We start from the raw sequence: 13270 nt of genomic DNA, 5'->3' as shown, positions 1-13270 counted from the left end.
CTAATTGAATTGGAAAGCTCCAGCAATCCGGCGCATTGCTGCTTTCGAGCTATTAACTCAGTTTATCGATGAGGCACTCATGCCAGCCCCAATCGCCCGGCTCAGAATCTTACGGCCAGCCATGGCAGATCTATTGGCTTGCCTTCTGAAAGATCTCTCTGCATCGTTCCGCAAGCCTTCCGCTGGCGTGGTCGATATCCCGGATGATCTGGCCCGAGACCTCGGATTGAACGAGAACCTGCCTTGCCAGCGCTGCGAAGCCTATTGGCAGGCGCGGCGAGGATCAAACATGCGCGATCTGCCGATCTGAGCTGCGCTCTAGCGAGGCGCTGATACGTTGCAACAGTTCGGCCGCCACCAGCGCGGCAATAACCGCCGGCCGCTTGTCGCGCACCGCCGACCCGCCGATCGGCAGGACGAGGCGCGACAGCATGGTCTCGTCACCTCCTTCGCGCCGTAGCCAGTTGGAGAAGGTCGCCCGCTTCGTCTTTGAGCCGATCATCCCGACATAAGCGAGGTCGGGGCGTGCCAGCGCCTTCTGTGCAATGAGAAAATCCAGGGCATGGTCGTGGGTGAGAATGACGGCCGCGCCGCCCGCGGGTATCGTCTCGACCAGAGCTTCCGGCATGGCGGTCAGGCGTCGGCTGGTTTGCGCTGGCAGCTCTTGCAGGGCTTCCTCCCGTGTTTCGACCACGCTAACCGCGAAGGGCAGGGGGGCGAGCGCATAGGCCAGCGCCAGTCCCACATGGCCCGAACCGAACAGGAAGACGGCCGGACGCCCCTGCTGGTCGGTTTGCAGCTGCCGCTCCAGCCTTTGTCGAAGTTCGTCGTTCATCGCCGTAAAGAGCAGCTTCGTCCGACCGCCGCAACATTGACCGATCTCCGGTCCAAGTGGAATGTCCATCACCCTTTCGCCGCCGCCCGAAAGCATCGCCCGGGCATTGTCGATCGCCATATATTCGAACTGGCCGCCGCCGATCGTTCCCCAGATTTCCGTGGACGAGACCAGCATAAAGGTTCCCGCCTCGCGTGGCGTCGAGCCTCTGGCTTCGACGATCTCGACGAGGACCGAGCAGGAGTGCGCGACAAGGTAATCGGGTAGTGGAATATGGCCCACAACGACTCCGGCAATGTTGTGCAGGCAACCTTAAACCGGTGGACGTAACGCGGCAACTATCTCGTTCAATGCCTTGGCCTATGCCTGCAGCACTGTCATTGAACCTCTGGAAAACTCGTGTAAAAGTCCCATCTAAAGTCCGCGCGAGGCAGGCCTACAATTCCTCCCAATTTTCGTTCAGTCGCGAGTTAGCTCTTAAAGAATGTCCCATGATTTCCAGAGCGATATAGACGCCGTCCAGGGCATTGGCGCCGTCCCTACGATTCTTGACGTCATCTGCCGTACCACCGGGATGGGCTTTGCGGCTGTCGCGCGGGTAACCGACGATCGGTGGATTGCCTGCCAAGTTCTGGACAATATCGATTTCGGCTTGGCTGCCGGCGGCGAGCTCGAGGTTGAGACGACGCTTTGCCATGAAGTTCGTCAGGCGAAAGAGGTCGTCGTTATCGACAATGTGGCCGAAGATCTGATTTATTGTGGCCACCACACGCCTGCCACCTACGGTCTGCAGAGCTACATTTCCATGCCGATCATCCTGCCGGACGGTACGTTTTTCGGGACACTGTGTGCCATCGATCCGAAGCCGGCGGAGCTGAACAATCCAAAAGTGCTTGGCATGTTCAAGCTGTTTGCCGAGCTGATCGCCTATCACCTTGATGCCAACCAGAAGCTCGAACTGGCGCGTGCCAGTCTGATGGACGAGAAGGCAACGTCCGAGTTGCGCGAGCAGTTCATCGCGGTTCTCGGCCACGACCTGCGCAATCCTCTGGCTTCGATCGACGGCGCCATCAACATCCTGAAGCGGGAGCCGCAGACCGATAAGGCGCTCAAGGTTCTGAGCATGATGCGCGGCAGCGTGATGCGCATGTCGACGCTGATCGGCAATGTGCTCGATTTTGCACGCGGAAGACTGGGCGGCGGACTGACGCTGACAACGGATGCAGAAGCGTCTTTGCAGGATACGCTCGATCAGGTGGTCGCCGAGATCCTGTCGGGGCATCCGGAGCGTCAGATCAACCTTTCCTACGATCTTCAGCATGCCCTGCCGGTCGATCACCAGCGCATTGGCCAGATGTTTTCCAACCTGCTCGGCAATGCCGTAACGCATGGCTCGGCGGACCACCCGATCCATGTTCAGGCGTCGATCATCGACGGTGAACTGCATCTGTCGGTCGCCAATGCAGGCGATCCTATCCCCGCATCTTCGATCCAGAAACTGTTTCTGCCTTTCAAACGCGGCGAAGCAGAATCCAGCATGCAGGGCCTCGGGCTCGGGCTCTATATTGCTTCCCAGATCGCCGAAGCTCATGGGGGCCGGCTCGACGTGTCCTCCGACGACGTCGAGACCCGCTTCACCTTCCGCATGCCGGCGCGCTGAACGGCTGCAGGTCCATGTTCATTCGACTTGGGCTTCTTCGAACGCAGGCGCGAATTCAAGCATGCCCTGCGGCGCCGGGCCGAAGAAGACGATCCTCATGACATAGCGCCTGTCGAGGTCGCCATAGGCCAACTGCCCGTCGCTGATAAAGCCCGAGCCGCGATATACATCGGGACTGCCGATCAGCGCGCAGCCGGACGCGCCCTTTGCCCTCAGCCGATCCAGACCCTGTGCTATCAGCGCTCTTCCTATGCCCTGCCTCTGCCTTGCCGGCTCGACTGAAATCGGCCCAAGGCCGAACCAGCCAGCCTCCGCCCCCTCCACCTTCACTGGCGAAAAGGCGACATGGCCGATGATCCCGCCGTCGTCTTCGGCGACCCGGGAAATTGTCAGATCGCCCGCCTGCCGCAGGGCGTCGACAATGGCCGGTTCCGAGCCGTCGCTGAATGCCATGGGGGCAAAGGCGCGCTCCGTCAGGTCGCGGATCGCATCCTCGTCCCCTGAGCGCTCGTCGCGGATCACCACCATGCATCAAACTCGTCGTTGCAACTATTTTCAACCGAAACCGGACCCTTTTGCAACCTTTGCCGCGCCCGCCAGTAAGGCCGGCGCTGAAAGCTTATGCTCCTGCGGTTCTTCGGCAGGTCCTTTCACGGCCTGGACGCCAAGGCGGGGCTGAGCTTGCGCAGGAAATCACAGGATCCTGCAAAAAGAAAACTTGAGCGGGAACATACTGTATCGCCACATGTTCGACTAACGATACCCCCAGGGGGTATCTGATAAAGATCTAACGAACCCCACCAAGGAGCACCCAGATGTATAGTTTCGACAGACGTCTCCAATATCCGGTGAAAGTCGCCAGCCCAGATCCGGCCTTCGCACGTATGCTGCAGCAGGCGATCGGCGGCGTGGAAGGCGAGATCCGCGTATGCATGCAGTATTTCTTCCAGGCCTGGGGCGCTCGCGGCCCGACCACAAAATACCGCGACATGCTGCTCAACACGGCGACCGAAGAAATCGGTCACATTGAAATGCTTGCAACGGCCGTCGCTCTCAACCTCGAGACTGCCCCGACCAGCCTGCAGGAAGCCGGCGCCATGGATGCCGTTGTTGGCGCTGTCATGGGCGGCGAGAACCCGCGTCACGTGATCGAAGGCGCGATCCAGAAGCACATCCTGTCGACCGGCATGGCGGCGATGCCCGTCGATTCCGACGGCGTTCCCTTCAACATGTCGCATATCTACGCCAGCGGTAACCTTGCCGCCGACATGTATTGTAACGTCGCAGCCGAAAGCACGGGCCGCGTGCTTGCAGTGCGTCTCTTCAATGCCGCCCAGGACCCGGGCATGAAGGACATGCTTCAGTTCCTGATCGCTCGCGACACGATGCACCAGAATCAATGGATGGGCGTGATCGAGGAACTCGGCGGCACGGCGGCAATGCCGATCCCGAACAGCTTCCCGCAGGACATGGAAAACCAGCAGCATAACTACGACTTCTTCGCAACGTCCTCGGACGGCACGCTGCCGCCTCCGGCCCGTTGGAACGAAGGCCCCTCGGTCGATGGCAAGGGCACGTTTACCATCTTCCCGAACGAGCCGATGGGTGAAGAACCGGTTCTCGGCCCGGCTCGTCCGGATAGCGGTGCTCAGCTCGAGCAGATGTAAGCAGAACAAGGCGGGCTCCATTTTCCATGGAGCTCGCCATTTCGTGTTGGCTGGCCCGAGAACTTGTTCTTTCATTGCTGTCTTTCTTGCTGCACCCTCCGGTCTCAAGGATCTAGGTCCGGCATGAAGAATGCAGCAAGACAGGCAGCAGATGGACGCTATTGTAAAAGACGACCGTATCGAGTTGCGGCGTACGGACGACGAGAAGAAAGCGCTGGTGCAGCGCCTGAACCGCATCGAAGGTCAGGTTCGCGGTCTCAAGACGATGATCGAGGACAACCGCCACTGCCAGGACGAGGTCCAGCAGATCGCCGCCGCCACTGCCGCCTTGCGGGAAGTGGCGCTGTTGATCATCGCCCAGCACACGGAGCAAAGCCTGCAGGTGGCGATGCGGCCCGAAGACCGGGATCTGGCGATGAACGACATTACCCAGCTTCTGCGCTCGGCTATGCGCATCTGCGACTAACGGGCGAACGAGGTCGATGCCAGATCGGCTGGCGCCATTTCTTGAACGCCGGCCGGCAGTTCACATCGCCTTCAGCCGCTCGACCGCCATCAGCACACGTTCCGGTGTGGCTGGCGCGTCGAGGCGAGGGCAGACGGCATAATCTGCGACACTTGCCACAGCCATGGAGATCGCTTCGAGTACCGAGATCGCCAGCATGAAGGGCGGCTCGCCGACGGCCTTGGAGCGGCCGATGGTTGCCGCCGGATTTTCCGACCATTCCGCCAGTCTGACATTGAAGATCTTCGGCCGGTCGGAGGCGAGCGGGATCTTGTAGGTGGAGGGCGCGTGGGTCCGCAGCCGGCCCTTGTCATCCCACCACAATTCCTCCGTCGTCAGCCAGCCCATGCCCTGCACGAAACCGCCCTCGATCTGGCCGATGTCGATCGCCGGGTTCAAGGACTTTCCGACATCGTGAAGGATATCGGTGCGGTCGACCATGTATTCGCCGGTGAGCGTGTCAATCGACACTTCCGAGCAGGCCGCGCCATAGGCATAGTAGAAGAAAGGTCGTCCGCGGCCCGCTTTGCGGTCCCAGTGAATGTCCGGCGTCTTGTAGAAGCCGGCTGCCGACAGATGCACGCGGTCGTAATAGGCCGCCCGCACCAGCGTATCAAAGGGCACAATGTCCTCACCGATGCGGATGCAATTGGGCAAGAACTCTACCTCTTTGCGCTCCACCTTCCATTGCCGGCAGGCGAAATCAACCAGCCGCTCCTTCAGCTGGCGTGCCGCATCCAAGGCCGCCATGCCGTTCAGATCGGTGCCGGACGAGGCGGCAGTGGCCGAGGTATTTGGAACTTTTCCGGTCGTCGTGGCGGTGATCTTCACCCGGTCGATGTCGACCTGGAACGTGTCGGCCACCACCTGCGCCACCTTGGTATAAAGGCCCTGGCCCATTTCGGTGCCGCCATGGTTCAGGTGGATCGAGCCGTCCTGGTAGAGATGCACCAGGGCGCCCGCCTGATTATAAGCGGTCATCGTGAAGGAGATGCCGAATTTCACCGGCGTCAGCGCAATGCCCTTGCGGATGACCGGGCTGTTGGCGTTGAAGTCGATAATCGCCTGGCGCCGCGCCTGGTAATCGCTCGAGGCTTCCAGCTCTTCGACGACGCGGGCAATGATATTGTCCTCGACCTCCTGGTGATAGGGGGTCGTGGTGCGCCCCGATCCCGGCTGGCCGTAGAAGTTCAGCTTGCGGATTTCAAGCGGATCCTTGCCCAGCGCATAGGCGATCTCCTCGATGATCCGCTCCGCGCCGAGCATGCCCTGCGGGCCGCCGAAACCGCGAAATGCGGTGTTGGACACGGTATGCGTCTTCAGCGGCTGCGACCGGACCTGCACATGCGGATAGAAATAGCTCGAATCGGCGTGGAAAAGGGCGCGGTCGGTGACCGGGCCGGAAAGATCCGCCGAAAAGCCGCAACGCGCCGCGTAGGTGGCGTCGAGCGCATGGATGCGGCCGTCCTCGTCGAAGGCGACGTCGTACTCGACGCGGAAGTCATGGCGCTTGCCTGTCATCGCCATGTCCTCGTCGCGGTCGGGGCGGAACTTGACGGCGCGGTCGAGCTTCTTGGCGGCGACGGCGGCGAGTGCCGCAAACTGGTTGCCCTGGGTTTCCTTGCCGCCGAAACCGCCGCCCATGCGGCGGATCTGCACGGTGACCGCATGATTGGCGATACCCAGCACATGCGCCACCATATGCTGCACTTCGCTCGGATGCTGGGTTGAGGACCAGACGGTGATGTCGTCGTCCTCGCCGGGAATGGCCATGGCGATATGGCTTTCCAGGTACAAATGTTCCTGGCCGCCGATCGTCATCGATGCCTGGATGCGCAGTGGCGGCTTTTCGATCTCGGTTTGCGGCTCGCCGCGGGTCAGGACCATAGGCTCGACCACAAGCGGCGCACCGTTTTGCCGGGCACCGTCGATATCGGTCCAATGGGGCAGGTCGCGGTATTCGATTTTCGCCAGCCGGGCGGCGCGGCGGGCCTGGTCGCGGGTTTCGGCGATGACGGCGAAAATCGGCTGGCCGTGGAACTGCACCAGATCGGTCGCCAGCAGCGGCTCGTCCCGCTGACCGGTCGAGGCGACGTCGTTGAAACCCGGAATATCGGCGGCGGTCAGAACGTGAACCACGCCCGGCGCCGCCCGCACCGCATCGAGATCGATGGAGACGATTTCCGCATGCGCCCGGTCGGAAAGGCCGAGACCGCCATGCAGCGTGCCGGCGGGTTCGGGAATATCGTCGATATATTCGGCCTGTCCGGTGACATGCTTGTGGGCTGAATCATGTTTCAGCGAGGCATGCATGGGGCCGGTGATGACGGATTTCGTTTCGAAGGTGGAGTTGTCCATCAGCGGGCTCCCCTTTGGTCGCGGACAGAGGCGGTCCACCAAACTCTGCCGTCATAGGAGGATAGGGTGCAGCTCATCACCATCATCACGCGTCCTCCATCTCGAACCGGCGCAGTTCCGTCGGTGCGCCGGCCGTCTCCAGGAAGAACCGCGTCAGCAGGTTCTTGGCCGTCAGGCTGCGATAATCCGCCGTCGCCCGCCAATCGGTCAGCGGCTGGTAATCCTCGTCGAAGGCGTCGCGGGCGGCCGAGATCGTCGCCCAGTTCCAGATCTGGCCGATCAGCGCCGCCTCGACATGCTTGGCACGTTTCGGGGTTGCCGCCATGCCGCCGAAGGCGATGCGGATCGCTTCAATTCTGCCATTTGCATCAAGCGTCATGTTGAAGGCGCCGCAGAGCGCCGAAATGTCCTCGTCCCGACGCTTGGAAATCTTGTAAACGGCGAAGTGACCGTTCTCCGCAGGACGCGGCACGAGAACCTTCTCGACGAATTCGCCCGGCAGCCGGTCCTGCTTGCCGTAGGCCAGGAAGTAATCCTCCAGCGGCATGGTGCGGCGGCCGGAATGGGAGCGCAGCGTCAGCTGGGCGCCAAGCGCGATCAGCGGTGGCGGCGTGTCGCCGATCGGCGAGCCATTGGCGATATTGCCGCCGATCGTGCCCATATTGCGCACCTGGGCGCCGCCGATCCGATCGATCAGCCGACCGATGGCAGGAATCAAGGCTTCCAGGAAACCGTGTGCTTCCGTATAGCTTACGCCAGCGCCAATCGTGATGCCTTCTCCATCAGCCGCAATCGACTGAAGTTCGCTTAAGTGGTTGATGAAGATAACAGGGCTCAAAAGCCGCATCTGCTTGGTGACCCAGAGGCCGACATCGGTGGCGCCGGCAACAACAGTCGCGTCCGGCTCCTGCGACAGCGCCTCGGCGAACGCTTCCAGCGAAGCCGGGATGACCGACCGGCTGCCGTCCTTTTCGACTGTAATCGTGTCCGTCGCCGATTGCAGAGACCAGAGCTTGGCCATGATTTCCGCGCGGTCCCGTTCCAGCGGGTCGAAGAGCGCGCTCGGCCGGTTTGCCGCCACCTGTTCGGCGGCCCTGACGATCGGTTCATAGCCGGTGCAGCGACAGAGATTGCCTTGCAGGGCGCTTTCGATGTCGGCCCGGCTGGGCGCGTCGTTCGAGAGCCACAGCCCATAGAGCGACATGACGAAGCCTGGAGTGCAGAAGCCGCACTGCGAGCCGTGACAATCGACTATCGCCTGCTGCACGGGGTGCAGCGCGCCGTCTTTTGCCGCGAGATGTTCGACCGTGACCACATGTGTGCCGTGCATGGAGCCCATGAGCCGGATGCAGGCATTGACGCCTTCATAGGCCAGGCCGTGGTCGGTCAGCCGTCCAACCAGCACGGTACAGGCACCGCAATCGCCTTCGGCGCAGCCTTCCTTGGTTCCCGTCAACCGCCGCCTCAGGCGCAGATAGTCGAGCAGGGTGTCGGTGGGTGCGAAGTCCCCGAGCGTCACGTCTTCCCCGTTCAGGATGAAGCGGATGGCTGAACTCATGTCTCTCCTTCGTCCGCCGTTGCCGGCTTTTGTGTCCAAGTCACTGCGCGGTCCAGCCGCCGTCGACCGAGATATGCGTGCCCGTTATGCTCCTGGCCGCCTCGCTGGCCAGGAAGATCGCCGTCGCCGCCACTTCCTCGATCGACACGAATTCCTTGGTCGCCTGCAGCCTCAGCATCACGTCGGTCTTCACCTCGGCTTCGGAAATACCACGCTCGCGGGCGGTGTCGGGTATCTGCTGTTCGACGAGCGGCGTCAGCACATAGCCAGGGCAGATCGCATTCACGGTAATCGCGAATTCAGCAAGTTCCAAGGCCGCCGTTTTGGTGAGGCCTAAAATACCGTGCTTGGCCGCGACATAAGCGGATTTGAAGGGCGAGGCGGCCAGAGCATGGGCAGAGGCCACATTGATGATGCGGCCATGGCCGGCCTTCTTCATCAAGGGGATCGTGTGGCGCATGGTGTGGAAGGCGGAAGACAGCAGGATGGCGATCAACTGATCCCATTTTTCCCGCGGGAAATCCTCGATCTTGGCCACATGCTGAATGCCGGCATTGTTGACCAGCACGTCCACCGACCCAAATGTGCCGGCCGCTGTGGCGACCAGGTCCTCGATTTCCTCCGGCTTCGTCATGTCGGCGCCATGGTGGAGGATCTTGCCGCCGCCGAGGCTGCCGAGCTCTCCGACCGCCGCCGCGATCGTCTCCTTCGGGCCGAAGCCGTTGATCACCACATGAGCGCCATCCGCCGCGAAGGCCCTGGCAATGCCAAGGCCTATGCCGCTGGTGGAACCGGTGACGATGACGGTTCTGTTCATGTCCGATGCCTCCCTGACCAGTTTGCCTGGAGCGGCGTTCTAATGCGCCGCGTCGTGGGTCAGGTTATGCGGAAAGCAGCCGGCCTGGCAATCGCCAAGCTCCGTCGGAGCGGTGTTCCTCTTTTCTTGGGAACATCGAGCCGCAGCTCCGGTTTGGTCAGTGTCTCCAACCAAAGGATCAAACCTATGTTTATGCGCGTCGACAAGCTTCAGGCAGAACTTCCGGCGCCTAAACGCGCCGATCCGAACGCGGCAGCTGCGCTTCAGGAATTGCTGGGCGGTAAGTACGGAGAAATGTCCACCCTCGGAAACTATATGTTTCAGAGCTTCAACTTCCGTTCAAAGGAAAAGTTGCGGCCGTTCTACAGCCTCGTCGCCAGTATCACGGCAGAAGAACTCGGCCATGTGGAACTCGTCAGCAACGGCGTCGCCATGCTCAACAACGGTCCTGACAAGCCGGACGGGGATGCGGGCGACGGCGGAGATATTTCCGGCGCCCCCTTTGAAGACATGAAGGATATCCGGCTGGCAGCCGCCTTCCTTTCCGGCGGCGGTGGCGCCATGCCGGTCAACAGCAATGGCCTATCGTGGAACAACGACTTCATCACCACGACCGGTAATGTCGTTGTCGATCTTCTTCATAATTTCCATCTGGAATGCGGCGCGCGTCTTCACAAGCTGCGCGTTTATGAAACCCTGTCCGATCCGACCGGCCGCGAAGTCTGCGGCTATCTGCTGGTGCGCGGTTCCGTCCATGCCCATGCCTATGCCTTGGCTCTCGAAAAGATCACCGGCGTCGACATCAAGAAATTCCTGCCGACACCGAACATCCCGCTCGGCAACATTCCCGAATGCCAGAAATATCTCGACGAAGGTTCACACCGTCGCCTGTATACGTTCAGCCCGAACGACTACAAGGAAATGTCGGGCATCTGGGGCAATGGCGAAGTCGCCTTGCCGCTCGATCCTCCGGGAGAATTGGAAGTGGTGGACGGTATGCCAGAGGGGGGCAAGATCCACCAGCTCGTCGGCGTTCCCTCGGCGTTCACTCCGGACTATTCCCCGGAGGAAATGTTCGAGATCGCCGAGAAACTCTATAAGAAGTCGCGATAATCGTTGAACAATATCGGCGGTCGGTTCCAAAACCGGCCGCTGGTGTTTCGAACTCGGCTGCCGTCAATATTCCGGCGGAGAATGCCGGTCGCCTGCGGTTTCCAGCTCGTTCGCTCGAACGACACGGTTGCGCCCACCGCGCTTGGCCTCGTAAAGCGCCTTGTCCGACATCAGCAGCATCTGTTCCAGTGTTTCGCCGGTGGAAGCTTGGTAGATGCCGAAGCTTGCGGTGACATCGCCCCGCATCAGGGGAGGGATGTCCAGCACGGCCAGCGCGCTCCGAAGCCGTTCGGCAATCATCTCAGCATCCTTGAGCTTGGTGCGCGGAAGGATGATGCAGAATTCCTCTCCGCCTATTCTCGCCGCCAGATCATTGTGACGAAGATGGCGGCGGATGACGTCGCCGGCAGCAACGAGAACCCTGTCGCCGGTGTCATGGCCATAGCCGTCATTGATCTTCTTGAAGCGGTCCAGGTCGCAGAGTATGACGGACATCGAAGCGCGACGGCGCACGGCCCGCGAAATTTCTTCAGAAACCTGCTCCGAGAGCCAGCGCCGGTTGCCTAGTCCCGTCAGCGGATCGGTCGTCGCCTGATGCTGGAGGCGCTTCATCGCACCGTCCATTTCCGACACCATGGCTTCGACGGCGCTCGACAGCGTGCCGATTTCGTCCTCGCCACGATGGCGGATTTCGAAGGGTTGCCCGTCTTCCTGATACTGGTTGACGGCCCGCGCCAGCTTGCGCAGCGGTCGGATCAGCCACCAGAGCGTGGCAAGGCAGATGCCTGTTCCGGCAAGCGTAGCGCCCAGCATCAGTCCCAGCAGAGGTATGGTTTCGGTGCTGAAGCCGCTGGCCAGATAGATGATGAATGCGATCAGCGGAATATGGACGCAGATGAAGCAGATGGTGAAGATCTTCAACGTCAGCGATCGTCGGAAAAACCGCAGCGGCCCCTTCATCACAGTCAGCATCTTCACTCCTTCAGGACATTGCGCGCCGAAAACTAGGTGGCAGGAGCCAATAGAAGGTTAACGAAAAAAATCAATTTGTAATTCTCGGCAAGGCTTTACCCAAGGCTGTGACTCGGCTGCCGAGCGTTCGAGCTGCCTCTGTTTGGAAGATAGGCGTTTTCGTTTGACAGTTGATGAGGCCTTCTGGTCAAAGCTTGGCTCAGGCAAAAGACGATCCTGGGGAGGAGCGGCATGGCGGGTTATGTTCTGGCAATCGATCAGGGGACGACGTCGACACGGGCGATCGTCTTTGACGGCGACATGAAGATCGCCGGCATCGGCCAGAAGGAGTTCACGCAGATCTTTCCGAAATCCGGCTGGGTGGAGCATGATCCGGAAGAGATCTGGGAAAGCGTTCTATGGACCGTCAAGCAGGCTCTCAAGGAGGCCAAGCTCGAGGCGTCCCAGATTGCCGCGATTGGCATCACCAACCAGCGTGAAACCGTTGTGGTCTGGGAGCGCGAGAGTGGCAAGCCGATCCACAACGCGATCGTCTGGCAAGACCGCCGCACCGCTAGCTATTGCGAAAAGCTGAAGCGGCAGGGGCTCGAAAAGCTCTTCACCCGCCGCACTGGCCTTTTGCTTGATCCTTATTTTTCGGGCACCAAGCTTTCCTGGATGCTCGCCAATGTCAAAGGGGCGCGGGCGAGGGCGGCCAAGGGCGAGCTGTGCTTCGGCACCGTCGACAGTTTCCTGATCTGGCGCCTGACCGGAGGCCGGAGCTTCGTGACTGACGCGACCAATGCTTCGCGCACGCTGATCTACAATATCGGCGACAATCGATGGGACGAGGATCTCCTGGAGATCCTTCGCATTCCCGCTGCCATGCTGCCGGAGGTCAAGGACTGCGCCGATGATTTCGGCGTTTGCGACGAGAGCCTGTTCGGCGCGGCCATTCCCATTCTCGGTGTTGCCGGCGACCAGCAGGCGGCGACGATCGGCCAGGCCTGCTTCGAGCCTGGCATGATGAAATCCACCTATGGCACCGGCTGCTTTGCCGTGCTCAACACCGGCACCGACATGTGCCGCTCAAAGAACCGGCTCTTGACCACCATCGCCTACCGACTGGACGGCGAAACGACCTATGCGCTGGAAGGCTCGATCTTCATCGCCGGCGCCGCCGTGCAATGGCTGCGCGACGGGATCGGCGTCATCGAAAAGGCGAGTCAGTCCGGGGAGTTGGCGGCGCAGGCGGATCCTCAACAGGAGGTTTATCTGGTGCCCGCCTTTACCGGGCTCGGGGCGCCCTATTGGGATGCCGAAGCACGCGGCGCCATCTTCGGTCTGACGCGGGCAACCGGACCGGCCGAGCTTTCGCGGGCGGCGCTTGAAGCGGTCTGCTACCAGACCCGCGACCTGCTCGACGCCATGCGCAAGGACTGGCGCAGCTTCGACGGCGACACGGTGCTGCGGGTGGATGGCGGCATGGTGGCCTCCGACTGGACCATGCAGCGGCTTTCCGACCTGCTCGACGCGCCCGTCGATCGACCGACGATTCTGGAAACCACGGCGCTCGGGGCTGCCTGGCTGGCCGGTTCGCGCGCGGGCGTCTGGCCGGATCGCCAGGCATTCGCCAGGAGCTGGGCGCGCCAGTGCCGGTTCGAGCCGCAGATGGACGAGAAGAGCCGTGCTTCCAAGGTGCGTGGCTGGAAAGATGCGGTCAGACGTACGCTAACGGACGCTTGATCCGCAATTTCGCGGAAAGCTTGGCAATTACCAGGGAATTTTCGTCCCCGCCATTTTCAC

General features: G+C 61.1%; 11 protein-coding genes. 5 read left to right on the top strand and 6 right to left on the bottom strand.

The window, feature by feature from the left end; genetic code table 11:
- Window positions 1–283 precede the first annotated feature (283 nt).
- The gene (xdhC, locus tag E2F50_RS02900) at window positions 284–1117 is read right to left on the bottom strand and encodes a xanthine dehydrogenase accessory protein XdhC (protein ID WP_425375346.1); all 834 of its coding nucleotides are present in this window, start codon (window positions 1115–1117) and stop codon (window positions 284–286) included.
- 202 nt (window positions 1118–1319) lie between these two features.
- On the opposite strand from xdhC, the gene E2F50_RS02895 reads away from it, so the two are divergent.
- Complete coding sequence (locus tag E2F50_RS02895) at window positions 1320–2495, top strand: GAF domain-containing sensor histidine kinase (RefSeq protein WP_133314547.1); 1176 nt, start codon at window positions 1320–1322, stop codon at window positions 2493–2495.
- Between the two features lie 18 nt (window positions 2496–2513).
- Here the strand turns inward: E2F50_RS02895 and E2F50_RS02890 are convergent, their stop codons facing one another.
- A complete protein-coding gene (locus E2F50_RS02890; protein WP_133315208.1) occupies window positions 2514–3020 on the bottom strand; it encodes a GNAT family N-acetyltransferase in 507 nt (168 codons plus the stop codon).
- 290 nt (window positions 3021–3310) lie between these two features.
- On the opposite strand from E2F50_RS02890, the gene E2F50_RS02885 reads away from it, so the two are divergent.
- The gene (locus E2F50_RS02885; protein WP_133314546.1) at window positions 3311–4162 is read left to right on the top strand and encodes a manganese catalase family protein; all 852 of its coding nucleotides are present in this window, start codon (window positions 3311–3313) and stop codon (window positions 4160–4162) included.
- A gap of 151 nt (window positions 4163–4313) precedes the next feature.
- Window positions 4314–4628, top strand: coding sequence for a metal-sensitive transcriptional regulator (locus tag E2F50_RS02880; protein ID WP_133314545.1), 315 nt, complete (start codon window positions 4314–4316; stop codon window positions 4626–4628).
- Between the two features lie 60 nt (window positions 4629–4688).
- On the opposite strand, the gene xdhB is transcribed toward E2F50_RS02880, so the two are convergent.
- The 3 genes from xdhB to E2F50_RS02865 all read right to left on the bottom strand — a co-directional run bounded on the left by xdhB (window position 4689) and on the right by E2F50_RS02865 (window position 9400).
- Window positions 4689–7025, bottom strand: a complete 2337-nt coding sequence (gene xdhB, locus E2F50_RS02875; protein WP_133314544.1) for a xanthine dehydrogenase molybdopterin binding subunit — start codon at window positions 7023–7025, stop codon at window positions 4689–4691.
- A gap of 85 nt (window positions 7026–7110) precedes the next feature.
- Entirely contained in the window at window positions 7111–8583 is a 1473-nt protein-coding gene (gene xdhA / locus E2F50_RS02870; RefSeq protein WP_133314543.1) for a xanthine dehydrogenase small subunit, read from the bottom strand.
- A gap of 40 nt (window positions 8584–8623) precedes the next feature.
- Window positions 8624–9400: a 3-hydroxybutyrate dehydrogenase gene (locus tag E2F50_RS02865; protein ID WP_133314542.1), complete on the bottom strand. Its 777-nt coding sequence runs from the start codon at window positions 9398–9400 to the stop codon at window positions 8624–8626.
- Window positions 9401–9586: 186 nt separating this feature from the next.
- Here E2F50_RS02865 and E2F50_RS02860 point away from each other — a divergent pair, with 186 nt between their 5' ends.
- Window positions 9587–10513: a manganese catalase family protein gene (locus E2F50_RS02860; RefSeq protein ID WP_133314541.1), complete on the top strand. Its 927-nt coding sequence runs from the start codon at window positions 9587–9589 to the stop codon at window positions 10511–10513.
- Window positions 10514–10576: 63 nt separating this feature from the next.
- On the opposite strand, the gene E2F50_RS02855 is transcribed toward E2F50_RS02860, so the two are convergent.
- Window positions 10577–11485, bottom strand: coding sequence for a GGDEF domain-containing protein (locus E2F50_RS02855; RefSeq protein ID WP_133314540.1), 909 nt, complete (start codon window positions 11483–11485; stop codon window positions 10577–10579).
- Between the two features lie 231 nt (window positions 11486–11716).
- Here E2F50_RS02855 and glpK point away from each other — a divergent pair, with 231 nt between their 5' ends.
- A complete protein-coding gene (gene glpK / locus E2F50_RS02850; protein ID WP_133314539.1) occupies window positions 11717–13210 on the top strand; it encodes a glycerol kinase GlpK in 1494 nt (497 codons plus the stop codon).
- The last annotated feature ends 60 nt before the right edge of the window (window positions 13211–13270 follow it).

The organism is Rhizobium deserti (genome assembly GCF_004358025.1).
GTDB lineage: Bacteria > Pseudomonadota > Alphaproteobacteria > Rhizobiales > Rhizobiaceae > Neorhizobium > Neorhizobium deserti.
This window is presented reverse-complemented; position numbering and strand designations above follow the sequence as displayed.

Coding starts and splice junctions, on each gene's coding strand:
- E2F50_RS02895 (WP_133314547.1), top strand. CDS start 1,320: ATGTCCCATGATTTCCAGAGCGATATAGACGCCGTCCAGGGCATTGGC.
- E2F50_RS02885 (WP_133314546.1), top strand. CDS start 3,311: ATGTATAGTTTCGACAGACGTCTCCAATATCCGGTGAAAGTCGCCAGC.
- E2F50_RS02880 (WP_133314545.1), top strand. CDS start 4,314: ATGGACGCTATTGTAAAAGACGACCGTATCGAGTTGCGGCGTACGGAC.
- xdhB (WP_133314544.1), bottom strand. CDS start 7,025: ATGGACAACTCCACCTTCGAAACGAAATCCGTCATCACCGGCCCCATG.
- xdhA (WP_133314543.1), bottom strand. CDS start 8,583: ATGAGTTCAGCCATCCGCTTCATCCTGAACGGGGAAGACGTGACGCTC.
- E2F50_RS02865 (WP_133314542.1), bottom strand. CDS start 9,400: ATGAACAGAACCGTCATCGTCACCGGTTCCACCAGCGGCATAGGCCTT.
- E2F50_RS02860 (WP_133314541.1), top strand. CDS start 9,587: ATGTTTATGCGCGTCGACAAGCTTCAGGCAGAACTTCCGGCGCCTAAA.
- E2F50_RS02855 (WP_133314540.1), bottom strand. CDS start 11,485: ATGCTGACTGTGATGAAGGGGCCGCTGCGGTTTTTCCGACGATCGCTG.
- glpK (WP_133314539.1), top strand. CDS start 11,717: ATGGCGGGTTATGTTCTGGCAATCGATCAGGGGACGACGTCGACACGG.